16 protein-coding genes and 1 riboswitch are annotated in these 18,639 nt (G+C 53.0%); of the genes, 11 read left to right on the top strand and 5 right to left on the bottom strand.

Annotated elements, in window-relative coordinates:
* Positions 1–123: 123 nt before the first annotated feature.
* Complete coding sequence (locus EV681_RS01210) at positions 124–1,065, bottom strand: LysR family transcriptional regulator (RefSeq protein ID WP_130303125.1); 942 nt, start codon at positions 1,063–1,065, stop codon at positions 124–126.
* A 122-nt stretch (positions 1,066–1,187) separates the two neighbouring features.
* Here EV681_RS01210 and EV681_RS01215 point away from each other — a divergent pair, with 122 nt between their 5' ends.
* Entirely contained in the window at positions 1,188–2,177 is a 990-nt protein-coding gene (locus EV681_RS01215; protein ID WP_130303126.1) for a Bug family tripartite tricarboxylate transporter substrate binding protein, read from the top strand.
* 29 nt (positions 2,178–2,206) lie between these two features.
* Complete coding sequence (locus tag EV681_RS01220) at positions 2,207–3,655, top strand: N-acyl-D-amino-acid deacylase family protein (RefSeq protein ID WP_130303127.1); 1,449 nt, start codon at positions 2,207–2,209, stop codon at positions 3,653–3,655.
* A gap of 92 nt (positions 3,656–3,747) precedes the next feature.
* Here the strand turns inward: EV681_RS01220 and EV681_RS01225 are convergent, their stop codons facing one another.
* The 4 genes from EV681_RS01225 to EV681_RS01240 all read right to left on the bottom strand — a co-directional run bounded on the left by EV681_RS01225 (position 3,748) and on the right by EV681_RS01240 (position 7,346).
* Complete coding sequence (locus EV681_RS01225; protein WP_130303128.1) at positions 3,748–4,245, bottom strand: DUF1801 domain-containing protein; 498 nt, start codon at positions 4,243–4,245, stop codon at positions 3,748–3,750.
* Positions 4,246–4,517: 272 nt separating this feature from the next.
* Positions 4,518–5,096, bottom strand: coding sequence for a TMEM165/GDT1 family protein (locus EV681_RS01230; RefSeq protein WP_128393553.1), 579 nt, complete (start codon positions 5,094–5,096; stop codon positions 4,518–4,520).
* Between the two features lies 1 nt (position 5,097).
* Positions 5,098–5,270: riboswitch (yybP-ykoY riboswitch) on the bottom strand.
* A gap of 194 nt (positions 5,271–5,464) precedes the next feature.
* Positions 5,465–5,587, bottom strand: a complete 123-nt coding sequence (locus EV681_RS22660; protein ID WP_128393985.1) for a putative transporter small subunit — start codon at positions 5,585–5,587, stop codon at positions 5,465–5,467.
* 22 nt (positions 5,588–5,609) lie between these two features.
* The gene (locus tag EV681_RS01240) at positions 5,610–7,346 is read right to left on the bottom strand and encodes a sodium:solute symporter family protein (protein ID WP_130303129.1); all 1,737 of its coding nucleotides are present in this window, start codon (positions 7,344–7,346) and stop codon (positions 5,610–5,612) included.
* A 677-nt stretch (positions 7,347–8,023) separates the two neighbouring features.
* On the opposite strand from EV681_RS01240, the gene EV681_RS01245 reads away from it, so the two are divergent.
* From EV681_RS01245 to EV681_RS01285, 9 genes are all read left to right on the top strand, one after another.
* Positions 8,024–8,911: a LysR family transcriptional regulator gene (locus EV681_RS01245; protein ID WP_165392905.1), complete on the top strand. Its 888-nt coding sequence runs from the start codon at positions 8,024–8,026 to the stop codon at positions 8,909–8,911.
* A 159-nt stretch (positions 8,912–9,070) separates the two neighbouring features.
* On the top strand, positions 9,071–10,264 hold the full coding sequence (locus EV681_RS01250) for a CaiB/BaiF CoA transferase family protein (RefSeq protein WP_130303131.1): 1,194 nt from the start codon (positions 9,071–9,073) through the stop codon (positions 10,262–10,264).
* Positions 10,261–11,019: an enoyl-CoA hydratase/isomerase family protein gene (locus EV681_RS01255; RefSeq protein WP_130303132.1), complete on the top strand. Its 759-nt coding sequence runs from the start codon at positions 10,261–10,263 to the stop codon at positions 11,017–11,019. Before EV681_RS01250 ends, EV681_RS01255 begins: the two co-directional genes overlap by 4 nt.
* A 20-nt stretch (positions 11,020–11,039) precedes the next feature.
* Positions 11,040–12,008, top strand: a complete 969-nt coding sequence (locus EV681_RS01260; RefSeq protein WP_128393558.1) for a Bug family tripartite tricarboxylate transporter substrate binding protein — start codon at positions 11,040–11,042, stop codon at positions 12,006–12,008.
* A gap of 235 nt (positions 12,009–12,243) precedes the next feature.
* The gene (locus EV681_RS01265; RefSeq protein ID WP_130303133.1) at positions 12,244–13,344 is read left to right on the top strand and encodes a helix-turn-helix transcriptional regulator; all 1,101 of its coding nucleotides are present in this window, start codon (positions 12,244–12,246) and stop codon (positions 13,342–13,344) included.
* Positions 13,345–13,515: 171 nt separating this feature from the next.
* The gene (locus EV681_RS01270; RefSeq protein ID WP_242612102.1) at positions 13,516–15,606 is read left to right on the top strand and encodes a TonB-dependent receptor domain-containing protein; all 2,091 of its coding nucleotides are present in this window, start codon (positions 13,516–13,518) and stop codon (positions 15,604–15,606) included.
* Between the two features lie 8 nt (positions 15,607–15,614).
* Positions 15,615–16,736, top strand: a complete 1,122-nt coding sequence (locus EV681_RS01275) for an ABC transporter substrate-binding protein (RefSeq protein WP_165392906.1) — start codon at positions 15,615–15,617, stop codon at positions 16,734–16,736.
* An 83-nt stretch (positions 16,737–16,819) separates the two neighbouring features.
* Positions 16,820–17,827 carry a FecCD family ABC transporter permease gene (locus EV681_RS01280; RefSeq protein ID WP_130303135.1) on the top strand — a complete coding sequence of 336 codons (1,008 nt, stop codon included), beginning with the start codon at positions 16,820–16,822 and terminating at the stop codon, positions 17,825–17,827.
* Between the two features lie 14 nt (positions 17,828–17,841).
* Complete coding sequence (locus EV681_RS01285) at positions 17,842–18,639, top strand: ABC transporter ATP-binding protein (protein ID WP_207226987.1); 798 nt, start codon at positions 17,842–17,844, stop codon at positions 18,637–18,639.

Below are 18,639 nucleotides of genomic sequence, written 5' to 3' on the forward strand. Positions count from 1 at the left end.
CTGCCGGATGGGTGAGAGTCTTGCCCCTATTGGCGTGGGTGCAAGCGGGTGCACAAAGGCCGGCGTCAACGTCGATAGTCACAGGTTATGGGCTATAGATAAAATTTGATATCGAAACCGGCGTTATTGCTGTGCCAAGGTTTTCTTTAGAGCGGCAACGAAGCGGCGAGCCAGTAAGGGCAATGGACTCAGGTTGGACCGGGTCACCCAGATTTCTATCGTGGCAGCGGGCGATATCGGCTTGATAATAATGGCTTCGTTCTCGCCGGGCAGGCAACTGCGGTCTACCAGAGCCGGCCCCAGGCCCTGCAGGACGAAGGCGTAGGCGCTGACGGGGGAGCGTACCTCTATTGCTGCAGGACAGTTGGCGCCACGCTCTCCAAAGAAGTTCAACAACGCACTGGCCAGTGGCGTGTTTTGCGGATAGCCTATCCAGGCCGCGTTCGTAAAATCATTTGGCGTAATAACTTCACGACTGGCAAGCAGGTGGTCTTTTGGAACGATACAGACAATTGGTTGCTCGCCAATTTTCACTGAGCTCAAATGCGGATGATCTGATGCGTTCATCGAAATGCCGATATCTGCCTGCCCGCTCAGAAAATAGGCGACCTGCTCATCGAATGTAACATTGCGATGGTCTACGTTGGCGGTTTGGTTGCTGGCTCTGAAGTATGCCAGTGCCTGAGGAATCAGTTTTTGACCAAAAGTGGCGCTTGAGATAATTTTCAGTTGGCCTGATCCATCGTTGCCCAGGGATGCAGCAAGACTATTTACTCGCTGCACAGTGTTATAGACTTCTTCGACTTGCGTGTATAAACGTCTTGCTTCGGGGGTCGGGTGCAGTCCATTGCGAGATCGCTCAAAAAGCAGGTAGCCAAGTCTGCTTTCCGTCAGGGCCAGCACTCTGCTGATGGCAGGCTGGGACACGTGTAGTGCCCGGCCGGCGTTACTGATCGAGCCGGCAACCATAATGGTGCGAAAGACCTCGATTTGCCGAAGACTTAGCGGTGGCCTGGCATGGCCGGCATCGGCACCCATATAGTCAGAAAAATCGTCATTTTCCATGCGGCTTCCAGTCTTTATCGATAACGTCGGATTATAGCTTGGCAATATTTTTCGATAAGGAGGTTGTTATGTGTCGGTGCTAATCTAGACGACACTGCATAAAATGCAAACAGGAGACCGCTATGTTTCGAATTATCCCGCAGGTGTTGGCCCTAATCATGTTGTCCGCATCCTCTTGCCTGATGGCGTTGGCTCACGCCGAAACGGGACAGTGGCCTCAAAAACCCGTTTCATTCGTCTTGCCTTCTGCTGCGGGAGGATCGCCAGACGTGCTGTCCCGCCTGGTAATGAACGAGGTTTCGCAAGAGATGAATGCGACATTTGTCGTTGAAAACCGCCCTGGCGCTGCGGGTAGCATTGGCATGGTTCAGTTAAAGCGTGCTGCAGCGGATGGCTATACCATTGGCTATGGCAATATCAATACGCTGGCAGTGAACCGTTCTTTGTTCAATACGCTTAACTACGATGTGCAAGCTGACTTTGCGCCCGTTATACATCTGTTTAACTTATACAATGTATTGATTGTACCTGCAGATTCCCCGGTAAAAAGCGTTACCGATTTGATAGAAAAAGCCCGCAAGGCGCCAAACAAGTTATCTTATGGCGCCTCGGGTGTGGGTACTACCGGGCATATGGGGGGCGAATTGCTCAAAAGCCTGGCAAAGATTGAAGTGCAGTTTATTCCCTATACAGGAGGGCCAGCGGCATTGCAGGATCTTGTCGGTGGACGACTGGATTTTATGTTCACCAACTCGTCTGAGGCGCTGCCGATGATCAAGAGCGGTAAAGTCCGGGCGTTGGGCGTAAGTAGCCTGAAACGCTTGGAACTATTACCCGAGGTACCTACGCTGGATGAGGCCGGCGTCAAGGGGTATGAAACCATTGCCTGGGGCGGAGTGGTTGCACCAAAAGGCACGCCAGCCGACATTATTCAGGCCTTGAATAAGGCACTGGACAACGCACTGCGTGCGCCCGAGGTGCTCAAGGGGCTTGCTGCATTGGGCGCGGAGCCGGTGGGGGGCTCTCCAGAGCAATTTACCCGCCTTATTGATTCGGAAACCAGCAAGTGGCGCCAGATTATCGAGACAGCGGGCATTGAGAAACTCAATTGAGCCAGGAACGCCATAAGCAGGAAAGCCAAATGCAAATAGACACCGTAATCGTGGGAGCAACACTGATCGACGGAAGCGGAAGCGAGCCGTTTGAAGCCGATATCGGCCTCTCTGGTGAGCGCATTGTTCGCCTGGGCCACTTTCAGTATCCTTCGGATGTGTCGGTGGTTGATGCCACGGGGTACATGATCGCACCCGGTTTTATCGACTCGCACACTCATGATGACGGGTATTTATTGGCGCATCCCGACATGTTGCCAAAGGTATCGCAAGGCATTACTACAGTGGTAACGGGAAATTGCGGGATCAGCCTGGCGCCCCTGGTCAGCAAGGCTGTGCCACAACCGCTAGACTTGCTGGGGCCGATGGATCTTTTTCGCTTTGCCACTTTCCAGTCCTGGATTGAAGCGCTGCGTGCCGCTCCAGCAGCCGTTAACGTTATACCGTTGGTGGGTCATACTACGCTACGGGTTGGGGTGATGAACGACACCTCGCGTGCTGCGTCACCTGCCGAGCGGCAGGCCATGCGTCAATTGCTGCAAGAGGCCCTGGAGGCGGGAGCATTCGGCGTATCTACCGGCACTTTCTATCCTCCAGCTGCGGCAGCAACCACAGACGAAATTATCGATGTGTGTTTGCCCATGAAAGAGCAAGGCGGCATATATGCAACTCATCTGCGAGACGAGGCCGACCAAATCGTTATGGCGATGCAGGAGGCGCTGGACATCGGCAGAGCGATTGGTTGTCGGGTCGTTTTTTCGCATCATAAACTGGCCGGTGAGAAAAATCACGGACGGTCACGCGAAACCCTGAAGATGATCGCTGAGGCTGCGCAGCTGCAGCCGGTTTGCCTGGATTGTCACCCTTATCCTGCTACCTCGACAATGTTACGCCTGGATCGGGTGCGTATCTCGCGTCGCACCATGATTACATGGTGTCTGAATCATCCGGAAGTCGCCGGCAGGGACTTCAGTCAAATCATGCACGAGTGGCAATTGGATGAGCAAGAGACGTTCGAGCGATTGAGCCCGGCAGGCGCTATCTACTTTCTCATGGACGAAGAAGATGTGTGTCGGATTTTCAAGTTTCCCATGACAATGGTGGGCTCGGATGGGCTGCCCTTTGACTCACATCCTCACCCCAGGCAGTGGGGGACGTTTACTAACGTGTTGCGCACGATGGTACGGGAGCGCAAATTGCTGACACTTCCAGATGCGATTCACCGAATGACAGGCCTTGCAGCTGAAAATTACGGTTTGCAGGAGCGAGGTCTGATACGCGAAGGTTACTTCGCGGATCTTATTATGTTTGATCCGGATAGCGTTGCCGATAGGGCGACGTTTGAAAACCCGATCAGGGCCAGCAAAGGCATCGAGGCGGTCTGGGTAAACGGTGTCAGGGTCTGGGATGGACAGCAGACAGGTGCTTTGCGTCCAGGGAGGGTGCTCTCGCCACGCCGCATGAGTGCTTCGAATTAATGTCCGGGCGGCGTCGGACTGCAGTGGATGGCGGATTTTGAACGCGCTTTTTCACCCGTGCCAAGGCTGAACGGTCGCTACACGCGTAGCGTCTACAGTTTCTCTCCCGGCAGTTGGCTGGCTTGCCTCACCCAGTCGCTGATCTGCTGCTCGTCAAATTCGCCTTCCCGAATATCCAGATATCGCACCTCTTTATGCTTGGATTCTCCTGGCGGAATGGGCCGCAACGAGGTGCCGCGGAAAAAAGTGACCTTGATGTATTTCGTAAAGCAATGCAGGCTCAGGAACCACCCATCGTCGTTGGCGCCATAAAAGGGCGAGTTCCACTTCACAGCCTTTTTGACGCCGGGTACGATGTGTTCGATAAGGGTATCGAGCTGGCGTCCGATCTGGCTTTTCCACCCGGGCATGGCCTTTATATATGCCTGCACGGGCGCATCGCCATATGCTTTGGGAATCTGGGGATTGCCGCCTGAAAGCAAAACAACGTGTTTTGATGCCGACGTGGCACCTTCTACGGGTTCCGTTGCGCGCGCCGGTCGTGTTTTTGGTTTGGGTGCCACGGTTGCGGATTTTCCAGAATTGGCCATGACTGCACTCCGGTCGTATCAATAAAGTAAAAAGTAAACGGGGCAACATCGGCTGCATTGGCGTAGCGCAACGCAGACGTCCACGTTCCGCTCTGTTTATTGTCTTTTCATGCTTGGTTAGATGCGCGCCTGAAGCGACGCCATTGCAGACGCAATTGAGGCAGGCACGGGTCAGGTCAATCTGATTCGTGCTCGCGGCTTGTCACCACAGGTCTGCCACAATCTTAGCATCTACTGCTTATAACGCAAAATATGCCGTCTGAACAACAGAATCAGAACCCCCAGCCAGACCCGGCGCCAAGCAGAGTGGCAATACCCAGCACCAGGAAAATACAGGCCGCGATCGTGTGTACCAGCTTCATGGATACGCGCTGACCCAGCTGTTTGCCCAGGATGACCGCAGGGACGTCTGCAATCATCATGCCCAGGGTTGTGCCGATGACCACTTCAATCGGAAAGGCGCTTTTGGCCGCCAGTGCGACGGTGGCCAATTGTGTTTTATCGCCCATTTCGGCCAGGAAAAAGGTCACCAGGGTTGCGCCAAAGACGCCGAATTTTTTGCCTAACGGCGCTTCATCTTCATCTATTTTATCGGGGATCATTGTCCATGCAGCCATGGCAATAAAAGAAATGCCCAGTATCCAGCGCAGTGCTTGCGGGCTGATGGCGGTGGTAATCCAGGCGCCCACGGCACCGGCAAGTGCGTGGTTGACGATAGTGGCACACAGGATGCCAAGAATAATGGGGATGGGTTTTTTGAATCGGGTTGCCAGGATGAAGGCAAGCAATTGCGTTTTATCGCCGATTTCGGCCAGCGTAACCACACCGGTGGAAAGCAGAAGGGTTTGCATGAATCAATACCGCGACCGGACAATAGACGAATGATCACTTTTTTCTCCGGCCAGAACGGAAAAAAGTGATCAAAGGTCTTGCCAGGCGATATCGCTGTCTACGCCATGATGCAAGCATCAAGTATGTTGACGTAAACCTCAGGAAATGAGCGGCTACTCCCCAGTGATGGCTAGATTATATCGGACCTTGCGCCGCGATCGGGATAAACCATAGAAAGTGTGCGGAAATGAGAAATGCGAATAATTATCATTAGCTAATTGGCGTCACTGGCAGTGGGTGCTGTGCGCGTCGTTTGTCGACCAGATGCCCGTACACATACCCACCGCGCCGCAGCTTACCTGTTGGGCGAGCTGCGGCGCCGGTTTGTTTAAATCATCTCGCTGTCGTTTTTGCTGGCATCTCGCAAATCGCGTACCAGTGCAACAATCAGCACCAGTAGAACGGCAGCCGAAATAACCGGCCAGATAAGGATATATGCGGTAAGTAATATTTCATTCATAATTTTCTCTCTTTCAGGCACGTGCCGGCGCTACATCGCCGTCTACGTCTGTTGATGTTTCTTTGTCGGTATCAGCGCTTTTCTGGAATGACGTAACGCGTTCGGCAAGCAGGGCGAAATCGAAGCGTTCACTGTTATTCCAGCTCATGGCGATGCATACCACTGCACTAATGCCATAAGAGGTCAACGAGCTGAGCAGTACCGGGTAGTCTCGCAGGAAGCCCACTGCATTGGGAACGGCGATGATCACCGCCGCTATGGCAACAAAAATGGCGATCTTGCGATTGAAAAACGCAAATGTCATCAGGCCCAGGACAACACCCAGTCCTACCGAGGCAAATAACTCGAAGAATATGGCGACGATGCCTTCCAAAGGAAGCAGCTCGAATCGTGCTACAGCAAACAGGGTAACGGCGCATATTACGGATGTAGTGAATGCCTTGTTGGTTACCTTGTCCCAGTAAAAACTCACGATCACTGGAAATACGATGGCTCCCCACAGGGCGCCGACAAAGACCAGCATAACCAGAATATCAAGACGCAGGCTGGCAAACACCACGCCGATCATGGTGGCAACGATCATGGTCGCCCGGCCCCACCACAGCATCCGCTTCGGATCCGGCGTTCCGCGTGCCATGTTTTTGCCGTAGATATCGGTCATCATAATGGACGACAGGGCAGACAGATCAGAGTCTGCGGTCGAAGACAAGGAGCCAACTACCAGAATAAAAAACAGCGCAATGCCAAATGGGGGCAGGTAGGTGGAGGCCATTTGTGGAATGATATTGTTCATATCGCCATCTGCCGGCGTCAGGCCTACGAACAGCGCAAGCATACCCAGCATGCCCAGCCCGATGACCACTGCACCGTAGCCGATAGTGGCAGTCAGGAAGGTGGACTTGATCAAATCTTCACGAACAGCAAACAGGCGTTGCGCGATTGTCTGGTTGCCAATGGCATAGGCAAGCACAGCCACGAAATAAGGTGCTCCCTGTTCCAGAATCGCTTTGGTTGAAAAGAAATCGGATTGTTCCGCAGACAGGTTGCCCCAATTGGCCACGAGCATGTCGGTGCCGCCGGCGTTAAAGAATATCAATGGAATGATAACGATAGCTGCCAGAATCATTGCCACCAGTTGGGCAAAATCGGTCATGACCGAGGCCCTGAATCCGGACCATAGCGTATAAGACAATACGCCCAGCCCGGCAATGAGTACGCCCTGGATAAACGATAGCGGACTGAGCACGGAAACCAGTGCGCCTGCAGCGGTAAAGTTCACCATCAGGCTGATACAGCTGCCCAGCAGATTGGAAACGGCCATGATCAACTGGCTGGATGTTCCATGGCGTGCGTGCATGACTTCAGCCAGGGTGTGTGCTTTGGGGGCCAGGGCGCGGAAGCGACGCCCATAGGGGTAGATGAACAGAATCATCAACGCTCCCCAGAAGCCATAATGCAGTGGTCCGGACAGGCCATATTGGTAGCCCGAGGTTGCACTTGCATAAAAAGAGGCGGCCCAGATCCAGGTGGCAATCATACTGGCGGCCGACAGGCCAAAGCCCACTGCATTGTTCGATACCATGTAGCTGTCGACGTTTTCTTTTTTCTTGCCGATCATGAGCGACATCAGAAAGGTCAGGCCATAAAATCCGGCCAGCAAAAGCAATGCGGTGGTGCCAGACAGTTGGTAAAAGGCGGTTTGTTCTTGCATATACGTTCTATCGTCCTGGTTAAGGCTGCGCAATGACATGGACGCAGCCGTCCCCTGGTCCGAAGTTCGCGCATCCGGACGCAAGGGCTGAAAGAAACACAAATAAGGTGCCTCTGTTGAATCGAGCACACGTGACCACAATTGCAATCGCTGGTGGATTGGATAGACATCGGAATGCCAATGACAATGCGTTTGCTGCGGGCTGCGTTAGCCGATAGCGTTGCCTGTCAGGTCGACCTTGCGATTGTCGTGGTCAGCCCTGGCCAGTTGGACAGGGCATGCGCTGGCGGTCATATGGACCGGCCGGGTTGTTCCGCAGTCAGAGACTGGGCGTGTTGTTCGGCAAATGCCGGGCTGCGAAGCAGCCTGAAGACGGGAAAGTTTCCCCTGGAATAAACCTTATGGGTCTGTTTCTGCAGCAACAAGCCGTGTGTGGCTTTGGCATGGTTCTAATACCTGCTGTTGCATATACGCAGACAATTACAGTCAAGTTTTATTATGTCAACTGTAATACAGGGGGTAGTGTATAGGAATTGCGTCCACAAGTCCAGCGCGGGGATATGGATCATCTGGATGACTGGGTTTGGGTATATCAGGACGACGTAGAATAGAACTTTGCACAAACCAATGTGTATGCACGCAAGCGAGAGTCACCCGGCCCAATGATTTTTATCATATGCGAGAATAGCTCATGCATAAAGTTACGGTGGTTACTCATGATTAAACTTTCAATCAAACAGTTAACGGCTATTCGCGAATTGGCTTCTGCACGCAGTTTTACAGTGGCGGCTAAAAATCTTCACACTACACAGTCCAATCTGAGCATGACGATTCGAGAGGCGGAAGAAGTCGTAGGCTTGAGATTATTCGACCGAACAACTAAATTTGTTACCCCAACAGCAGCCGGCGAGTCTTTCTCAGTCTCAATCGGAAGGCTGCTTGATGATTTGGACTTGCACATTACTAATTTGCAGTCGCTAGGCGAGCTGTCTAATGGCACTTTGTCGATAGGGGTCACTCCCTTGCTGGGCAGTACGCTGGTTGCAGAAGCGATTGCAAAATTTAGTGAACTTTACCCAGGTATTGTTATCCGTATGGAGGATGCGCCCACACAAACCCTGGTGACACTTCTGATGCGGCGTGAGATTGATCTGGCGATAGGCACGTTCGAGGGAAGGGCGGTCGAAATTCAAATGCAACCGCTATTTGATGATCGTCTGGTCGCACTTTCTCATCCTTCTGTTGGATTAGCGGAGACGGCGAGGTGGTCTGACTTATCGAATAGAAAAATAATAGGAATTGACCAAGGCAGCAGTGTCGGGAAGATGATAGAACATGCGTTTTTGAGTGCAACAAAGCGTGTCGTTCGACCAACGATTGCTTCCCATCATTGGCAGACTGTCATGGCGCTCACGTCTTATGCTAAGGGTGTCTGTATTGTGCCGAGTTATGCTTGCATATCCGAATTCACCAAAATGCTCGTGCGCTCGGAGTTGATCGAACCGAAGATGTCTCGCACAATCAGTTTCGCCTCTATTAAAGGCAGGAGTCTATCTCCAGCAGCAGAAGCCTTCATGAATACATTGATTTGCATGCAAAAATAATAAAAATTAAGTTATCAAAAAAACTGATATAAAAATCAAATAATTCAATTTTACTCATTAGAAAGAGTTTCGTAGACTAGCCCGTACCGTATCGCCACGGTTTGCAAGGCGTGAACATATATAAACCCATTTTCAATATTCTTTCTAATTTTAAAATTTATGGACTCAAAGGATAAACCTTTATCCCAATTCACTGTTTTGGATCTTACAGTCGCTCGAGCTGGTCCTGTAGCCGTTCGGTTATTGGCCGATTGGGGGGCAAAGGTTATCCGAATTGAGCCACCTGTGCGCCGAGATCGAGGTTCCATCATCGGTAAAAATCGTGGTTCGGATAGCCAGAACCTGCATAGAAACAAAAGAAGCATCTGTCTTGATCTAAAAAGCCTAGAAGGCAGGGAGATTCTATACACCTTTGTCAAACAGGCCGATGTCGTTGTTGAGAATTTCCGAGCCGAGGTCAAGGAGCGATTAGGCATTAGCTATGAACAACTTAAACAGGTCAATGACAAGATCATTCTGGCCAGCATTTCCGGATTCGGTCAGGACGGTCCTTATAAAGACAGGCCAGGTTTAGATCAGATATTGCAGGGCATGAGCGGGCTGATGTCGGTCACGGGAAATCTCGAATCAGGTCCAACCAGAACAGGAATTGCAATTTCTGATACAACCTCAGGCATGTTTCTGGGTCAAGGCATTCTATTGGCCCTATTACATAGAGAAATAACGGGTCAGGGGCAGTGGGTGCATACCTCATTGCTGGAGGGCATGTTGAGTAAACTGGATTTCCAGGGATCCAGGTATACCGTCAACAAGGAAATACCAGTACCAACAGGAAACTTTCATCCAACGCTGTCACCCATGGGAACCTTCCATACCAGAGATGGCCTAGTGAACATTGCAGCAAGCACCGACAGAATGTTTGTCACGCTTTGTGAAAAGCTTGGCTGTCCTGAGAGCTCAAAAGATGACAGATTTACAAGTCCTGAAAAGCGGCGAAAAAACAGGCAAGCGCTGGATGCAATCATCGAAAAAAATACCAAAAGATTTTCCAGCACAGAATTGATTGAGTCATTGAATCCGGCAGGGATTCCGTGTGGCCCCATATATAACATTGGGCAAGCATTTGAAGATCCGCAAGCCAAATATTTAAAGATGGTCATTCCTGCTTCACATCCAGTGTTAGGAAATATAGATCTGGTTCGTTCACCTATCAATTTGTCTGCTTTTCCGCATGACGATCACTTTCATCATGCAGGCCCAGATAACGGCGAGCACACGACTGAAATCATGAGTGAGATGGGCTATGACGCCAAAGAAATTGTTGCGCTGAAAAATAACGGAGTTATCCAATGACAAACACGGGAATCACCCGGCCGACACTAGAGATAAACGGTCATCTGGCCATTATCACGCTCAATAAGGCACATAAGGCCAATAGCCTGGACTCCAATGATTTATTGGAACTATCCAGACATATAGAGACTATTAACCAACACGATGACGTATTGGTTTTGCAGGTTAGAAGTACCGGTAAATATTTTTGCAGCGGCTATGATTTACGTGGATTTGGCGAAAGAAAACATTCTTTTGAAGATGTTACAAACATGCTGGAAGACGCAAGGCCCGTCACAATCGCTGTCCTTAATGGCGGTGTATATGGTGGGGGAACCGACCTTGCATTGTCTTGTGATTTCAGAATTGGCAATCCATCCGTAAATATGTTCATGCCTGCAGCAAGACTCGGCCTGCATTTTTATGAACGTGGTCTTAAGCGTTATGTGACTCGATTAGGACTAAATGCTGCAAAAAGACTGTTTCTTACTGCTGAGAAAATAGACGCAGAGCAAATGTTGAATATTGGGTATCTGACACATTTGGTCAACATAGACCAACAGGAAAAAGTGGTAGGAGAACTCAGCTATCGACTGAATCAGATGGCCCCATTGGCTTTACTTGGAATGAAAAAACACCTCAATACAATTGCCCGTGGTTGTCTTGATTTGGATGAGCTAAAGAATGACATTTCTATTGCAGCCAAATCAGAAGATATCAAAGAAGGCGCGTTGGCTTGGGCCGAAAAAAGACAGCCTGTATTCAAAGGCAAATAAGTTTCATACCTGGAGGAAAAATGAAGACAGAATCAATGCTTAAATTAGTTTTAGCAGCATTACCCTTATTGGCCGTCTCAACGGCATTTGCAGAGTACCCAGACAAGCCAATTACATTGCTTGTCGGTTATCCGCCAGGCGGGGCTGCAGATCTGACAGCCCGATTGTTTGCCGACCAATTAAGTCAACAGCTAAAACAAACTGTTGTTGTAGAAAATAAGCCTGGTGCAGGTGGGACAATTTCCACTTCGAACTTGGCGCGTGCCAAATCGGACGGCTATACCCTTGGCATTGGCACTGCAAATTCGTTTGGGGTCGACCAGTTTTTATACAGGGTTAAATATACGCCAGAGGATTTCACGCCGATCAGTCAACTTGTTTCCTCTCCGCTGATACTTGCTGTCAATAAAGATATCCCCGCCAATACTGTGGGGGAACTCAAGGATCTGATCAAAAAAAATCCAAATGATTTTAATTATTCATCTTCCGGGATTGGCGGATCTCCTCATATTGCAGGTCTCATGTTTGAAAAAGCGGTGGGGGAAGATATTCTTCATGTGCCATTTAAAGGCGGTTCCGATTCGATGACGGCCATTGTGTCGGGCCAAGTCAAGTATTCCTTTGGCACAGCTGCATCTGTGCTGCCTTTAGGCAAGGCCGGCAGATATAAGATGATGGGGGTAACTTCACCTGAAAAATCACCGATTGCCCCAGATTTGCCTTCATTAAATGAATCTGGCATGCCAGGATTTACCTATCAAATCTGGTTTGGACTTCTGGCGCCCAAAGGACTGCCTGAAGATATTGCAGACAAGCTATTTAATGCAACTCAAAAGGCCTTAAGCAATAAGCAGATGCAGAACAAACTTTTAATTGAAGGCAATATTGTGAAAGCTTCCGCTTCTCGGCGGCAGTTCAAGGAGTTTGCAATGGAAAAGGGCAATGAATCACTTGACCGGCTTAAGGCTTCCGGGATTCAGATTAAATAATCGTGTTCAGTTTTGCTATTGCTGGATTGATGCAGTAGAAAAGCGCCGTTGGCCGCCGCACGTGGCCTCGCGGTTGGCGTTTTTGTCTGGCGTTCCTGCTTTTCCGAGGCGTAAGGTCAACGCATTTGTCTGCAATTAACCCTTGAGTAAAAAATAATTAAATAAGAATCATTCTCAATTTTATGTCATAATGGCGCTCTGTTATTAACCTTCGGGTATTGCGCCCATTGCACCTATGAAACCAGGCCTTGAAAGCGCTGTCGACATCGTCAATCCGCATGTGCGACGTCCGGCTGCGGGCAGGCGGCCCTGGCGGGCGCTTGGCATGGTGCGACGGCTCGACTTTAACACCCCGGGTTACCGATTTGAATCCGATCCGGTGGCTGCCAATGAACCCGTCCTGGAGGGGCGGCTGCGAACGGTGCAATTGCAACCGGGCTTGTCCATGCACGGCACCGAAGTGATCGATCTACATAATATGGTTTCACGGGTGAACATCAAGGCCGGCTTGCGAGTGGTGCTCGCGTTGGCTGGCGTGATAGACGTGCGCATCGGAGGACAGCGGGTGCATCTGCGCGCAGATGATCCCGCTCATGCTGCCAGCGCCGCCATTATCAGCATGCCCGACGACGCCCTGTTTGAGCGGCAGTGGCAGCGGGGCAAATGGGAACGCAAACTTGCCCTGCATGTCACGCCCGAGTGGCTGCAAAGTCACGGCTGGCTGCGCACAAAAGACCAATTGCCCGATATTGCCGGGCGAGCGCCAACTGCGCAAGAGCGCCCCACATGCCTGAATTTTCCCGATACGCTCTGCATCAAAGTCTGGCAACCTTCGCCGCACGCGCTGGCGCTGGCCGAGCAAATGCTGTGTCACTCTGAAGATCCGACAGATGAGCTCAGTCGCTTGCGGCTTGCCAGCCGGGCGCTGGAGCTGCTCTACGAAGCCCTGGCGAGCCAGCGTGCGGATGTTGGCGCAACAGGCTCGTTAAAAGGCAATTTACGACAGCGGGATCAGGACCGTATGTTGCGCTTGCGCAGCTTTATTGATAGTGAATTGCAGAAGCCTTTTGCACAGCCGACCGTGATTGCCGAGCTTGGACGCCGTTTCGGTCTGAGTGCCAGTGCGCTGCAGCGGCAATTTCGCAGCGCTTTCGGGACCTCGGTCAATGACTACCGGCGGGTCATGCGGCTGCATCAGGCCCGCACCAGCCTGGAGCAGGGCGTCAGTATTACCGAAGCTGCCTATCAGGCAGGCTATTCCAGTGCCGCCAACTTCGCAACGGCCTTTCGACGCCAGTTCGGATTGAGTCCCAAAAGCCTTTGCTCCCGGCTTTGATATTCGGGCAGATAAAAACTGACCTGGGCGCAAAGAACTTTGCGTGTTCGTCAAACTTATTTTGTAAATGAGAATGATTCAATGTGACCTTGCTGCCTCCGAATGGGGCGGTGGCAGGACGCCTGTGTCTGATGGGCGTCACCGATCAGTCAGGAATACAAGGAATCAGTAATGAAAATGTCCGGCAAGCGCGAGAGCGGCAGACGGTTTGGGATTGACATGACACTTGCGCCTATGGTGCTGGCGCTGTTTTTTTCCGGCGCCGTGTACGCGCAGGAAAAAGCGCCGGTTGCTACACTGGATGCGGTGGTTGTGACCGCCAGCGGCGTGGAACAAAGTGTCAAGGATGCACCCGCATCCCTGACCGTCATCACTCAGGACGACATTAAAAAAGGCGGCTATACCTCTGTGGCGCAAGCGGTCAGCAAAGTGGAAGGCGTTTATATGGTGGGGGGCGATCCCAATAGCCGCGACATTGCCATTCGTGGCCTGCCTGGCGAGTACACGCTGATCATGGTGGACGGCAAGCGCCAGAATACCCGGGAAACCATGAATCGCGGTACCGGCGGCGTCCAGTATGAATTCATGCCGCCGCTGGCCGCCATTGAACGCATCGAAGTGGTGCGGGGACCCATGTCTTCCCTTTACGGTTCCGATGCAATGGGGGGCGTGGTCAATATCATCACCAAGAATGTGCCCAAAGAATGGTCGGTTGCCGTGGACAGTTCCGTCACCCTGCAGACCGATAACGACTACGGCAATGGGCGCGAGGCCCAGTTCTGGCTTGGCGGGCCGATCAAGGATGAGGTTCTGGGCCTGCAAATCTATGGCTCATATGACGATCAGACCGAGGGCAGCAATCATTTTTCCAATATATCCGGCCCCTACGGCAGGAATAACAAGAGCATAGGATTGAAATTGGCGGCCAAACTGGCCGAGAATCAGGATCTTGTGTTTGATGTGGCTTCGCAGCGCCTGACGACCGAGGCGACACCGGGCAAATCAATCCAGCCTACGCTGCCGTGGAACAAGGTGCAATATCGTCGCACATCGTTTGGTCTGACACATACAGGACACTGGCGCCTGGGCGAATCGAAAATCTCCCTGTACCGGGAATCCAACGATCAGGAAAACTGGCCCAAAACCGGCGAATACACTGAAAATCGTCGTATCGTCAATACGACCCTGGATGCCACCTTCAGCATGCCTTTCACATCCCATACGCTGCGCTTCGGTGGCCAGTATTTGCACAGCCGTCTGGACGGCATCCAGAAAGAGGCCGCCTTTGCCAACTATCCGACCAATACCAATGAAGTGTCGCTGAGCAATTATGCGCTTTTCATTGAAGACGACTACTACGTAACCGACAAATTCACCATTACCGCCGGGGTTCGCATGGACCACGATGAGCGCTTCGGGATCCACTGGTCCCCCCGGCTTTACGGCGTCTATCATCTGACCGATGCGCTCACGATCAAGGGCGGAATCGCCAGCGGTTTTAAAGCGCCGACCATTCGCCAGAGCTCGCCGGGTTATTGCATGTCCACTGGGGGCAATTCCGGCTTTCGAGGCCCGCTTTGCGGCAATCCTGATCTAGAACCGGAAACCAGCGTGACCCAGGAGCTTGGGCTGGTGTATGACTGGGCAGAAGATAGTAATTTTTCCGCAACGCTGTTCAATACCAATTTCAAGAACAAAGTCGCCAGTTACGATACCGGCCGGCAGGATCCGCTAAATCCCGGCAGTAACAACCACTTGTACGTTTACGACAATATTGACAAGGTGCAGATCTACGGTCTGGAGCTTGGCCTGAACATGCCGCTCACCGATTCGCTGCGTTTGTCTTCAAACTACACGTACACCAAGTCCAAACGCAAAGGCGGAGGTGAAGTCGCATTCAACGGACGTTCGCTGGACGGTGAACCGCTGGAAACGACGCCCGAGCATGTGCTGAACACGCGCCTGGACTGGCAGGCCAGTGACCGGTTGTCCGCCTACCTGCGCTGGAATCTGACCGGCAAGTCCTATTACGCAGCCTATCGCAATGGCGCCATGGATGTGCGCACCCGCCCAGGCGGCTCTACTTTCGACGTTGGCGGCAGCTACCAAGTGAGCAAGAATGTGGCATTTCGTCTTGCGGTACTGAATGTGACCGATCACAAAACGCCACTGGATCTGCGTACCCGTTATGAAGGGCTGGACGGCAACTGGATGGTTGACCAGGGCCGCCGCGTATGGCTTGGCGCCAGCATTAATTTCTAGGATAGCAAGTGTTCGGAACGATAAAGAGGTGGATCTTTGCAGCATGGCTGATTGGTATGTTACTGGTCAGTCTGCCGGCAAGCGCGCAGATAGAGATCACCGATCAGGCAGGAAGAACCGTGCGCCTGGCACAGCCGGCGCAGCGTATCTTTTTTTCCGAGCCGGGCGACTTCACGGTCATGGCCATGCTCGAAGAAAATCCGGCCAGGCGAATTGTGGCGTGGAACCGATGGCGCCTGGACAAACACACGTTGGATCACTGGCGCAGCATTGACCCGGTTGCGTTCGACAAGATCAACCAGATGGTGATTGATGGCCCGCAAAACCTGAATGCAGAAATGCTGATTGCCAATCAGCCGGACCTGGTTGTGCTTGATCATTTTTTTGCCAATGCAAAGCAGACGATTGCTCGGCTGGAGCAAGCCGGCATTCCGGTGGCTGTGCTCAACCTGGAGGCTGATTTGCGCGAGCGTAATGCCACCGAAGGCATAGAGAAGATGGCCATCCTGATTGGACGGGAGCACCGCGGTCGGGAGGTCGCAGACTTTATTGTTAGCCATGTGCAGCGCATCACGCAACGCGTGGCCAAACTCAAGCAGCAGCAGGCTGCCTTGCCAACGGTGTTGATGGAACCCCATGCTGGCACCGGCCCCTGTTGTATGTCGGTGGGCTCCGGGGTGCTCATGGGCGATCTTATTGTAATGGCGGGCGGGCGGTTGCTTGGCAGCGAGATTGTCGAAGGCTTATCTGCTCAACTGAGCGCTGAATATGTCATTGCCAGTGATCCTGAAGTTTATATCGGTACGGGCGGTCGGCATATCGAGGCGCGCGGTGGTCTGTTGCTGGGGCCTGATGTTGACCCGGCCGCCAGCCGTGCCAGTCTGCAGCGCGTTACCCAGCGTGTTGGGATTGCCCAGACCAGCGCCGCGCGCAATCAACGCAGCTACGGTATCTGGCATAGCGGCTATCCCATTGTCAATCTGGAACTGATCGCCACCTGGCTGCATCCCGAACTGTTCAGCGATGTGGATCCAATGGCTACGCTTGCCCAGATCAACCAGCGCTTCATGGCCAAGCCACTGACCGGCACTTTCTGGATTACGCCGAACCCGACACAAAAAGCTCACTGATGCATCTTGACCAACCATTTTCCCAGGCCCCGGACTCAGAGACCGCCGCGATCCATGCTCGCTGGCAGCAGCACAGGCGTATCATGCGTCGACGTCGCTGCATCGTGGTGGCGCTGGCCCTGCTGGCGCTGGCCGCCGCCCTTATAGATCTTTTCACCGGCAGTGCAGCGCTGACACCAACACAGGTCATGCGGGGCTTGTGGAATGCGGATTCGCTGACAACACCGATGCAGGTCGTGCTGTGGCAGGTCAGGCTGCCCGTGGCGCTCATGGCACTGCTGGTGGGCGGGGCGCTGGCACTGGCCGGCGTTGAGATGCAAACCATTTTGAACAATCCGCTGGCCGAGCCTTTTACGCTGGGTGTCTCTTCGTCTGCGGCATTGGGGGCGGCGTTGGCCATTGTGCTTGACTGGGGGGTGATTGGCAGCAATGCCACGTGGCTGGTGCCTGCCAATGCGTTCGTCTTCGCCTTGACTTCGCTTATGTTGTTGCAGTTTCTGGCGCAATGGCGCGGCGCCCAGGCGCAGACACTGGTGCTTTTCGGGATTGCCATCGGTTTTTCTGCTGGTGCATTGCTCTCCCTGTTGCAGTTCATGGCCAGCGAAGAAGCGCTGCAGCAACTGGTATTCTGGAGCATGGGCAGTCTGGCCCGCGCTGATTGGCAGAGTGTCGCCATTGTCGCGGCTACGCTGGCCGTGACCCTGCCCTTTTCGTGGCGCGCAGCCGGTCAATTGACAGCGCTGCGGCTTGGCGAGGAACGCGCCCGCAGTTTTGGCATTGATGTGACCTCGCTGCGGCGTTGGGCGCTGGTGCGTATCAGTTTGCTTGCGGCCACAGCCGTGGCTTTTGTGGGCACGGTAGGATTTGTCGGTCTGGTCGCGCCCCATGTGGCCAGGATGATTGTCGGGGACGGACACCGTCACCTGTTGCCGGCCAGTGTACTGATTGGTGCCGCACTGGTTGCGCTGGCCTCTGTAGCCAGCAAATCATTGCTGCCGGGCATCACGCTGCCGATAGGCATTGTGACGGCGCTGGTCGGCCTGCCAGTCTTTATGGGGTTGATACTGCGTCGCAGCGGGGGGCAGGGATGAACGCCGGATTGAACTTGCATATTGAAAACCTGGGTGTTCATTATCGACAGCGTACTGTGCTTTGTGGTGTCGATCTGCACGATATTCAGCCTGGTGAGCTGATCGCGCTGGCCGGCCCGAATGCCGCAGGCAAGTCTACGCTGCTCAAGGCGATTGCGGGGCTGGTGCCAGCCAGCGGGCAAATCCGTTATGGACTCGATAACTGGTCTGGCTGGTCTGCCGGCAAGCGGGTGGCTCATATTGGCTTCATGCCCCAGACCTCTGCGGAAAGCAGCAACCTTACTGTACTTGAAGCCACGTTGGTGGCATTGCAGTGCGGGCGGACCGGCGCGCGTAAAGATGATGAATTGACTGCCTTGCGCGTTATAGAACATCTGGGTATTGGCGAACTGGCCCTGCGCGCACTGCAGGAGTTGTCGGGAGGCCAGCGACAACTAGCCGCGCTGGCCCAGGCCGTGGTGCGCGGCAGTCCGATCCTGTTGCTGGACGAACCGGTCAGCGCACTGGATCTGGCGCATCAATGGCAGGTCATGAATGTAGCGCGCCGCCTGGCCAATGAAGGCAGAATCGTCATTGTTGTATTGCATGATCTGGCGCTTGCCGCGCAATGGGCCGACCGCATTGCCATTTTGCATAACCAGCGCATACATGCGTTTGGTCGTCCCAATGCCATTATCACCGATGCCCTGCTGCGAGAGGTATGGGGCGTGCAGGCGCGCGTCCGTACCTGCGAGCAGGGGCGCCCTTTTGTACTTGTAGACGCTGTCGCGACCGACATGGATCGCCCACGCCGTCAGACAACCACAGGATAA

The sequence above is a fragment of the Advenella incenata genome (genome assembly GCF_004217095.1).
In the GTDB taxonomy this organism is placed as follows: Bacteria; Pseudomonadota; Gammaproteobacteria; order Burkholderiales; family Burkholderiaceae_B; genus Advenella; species Advenella incenata.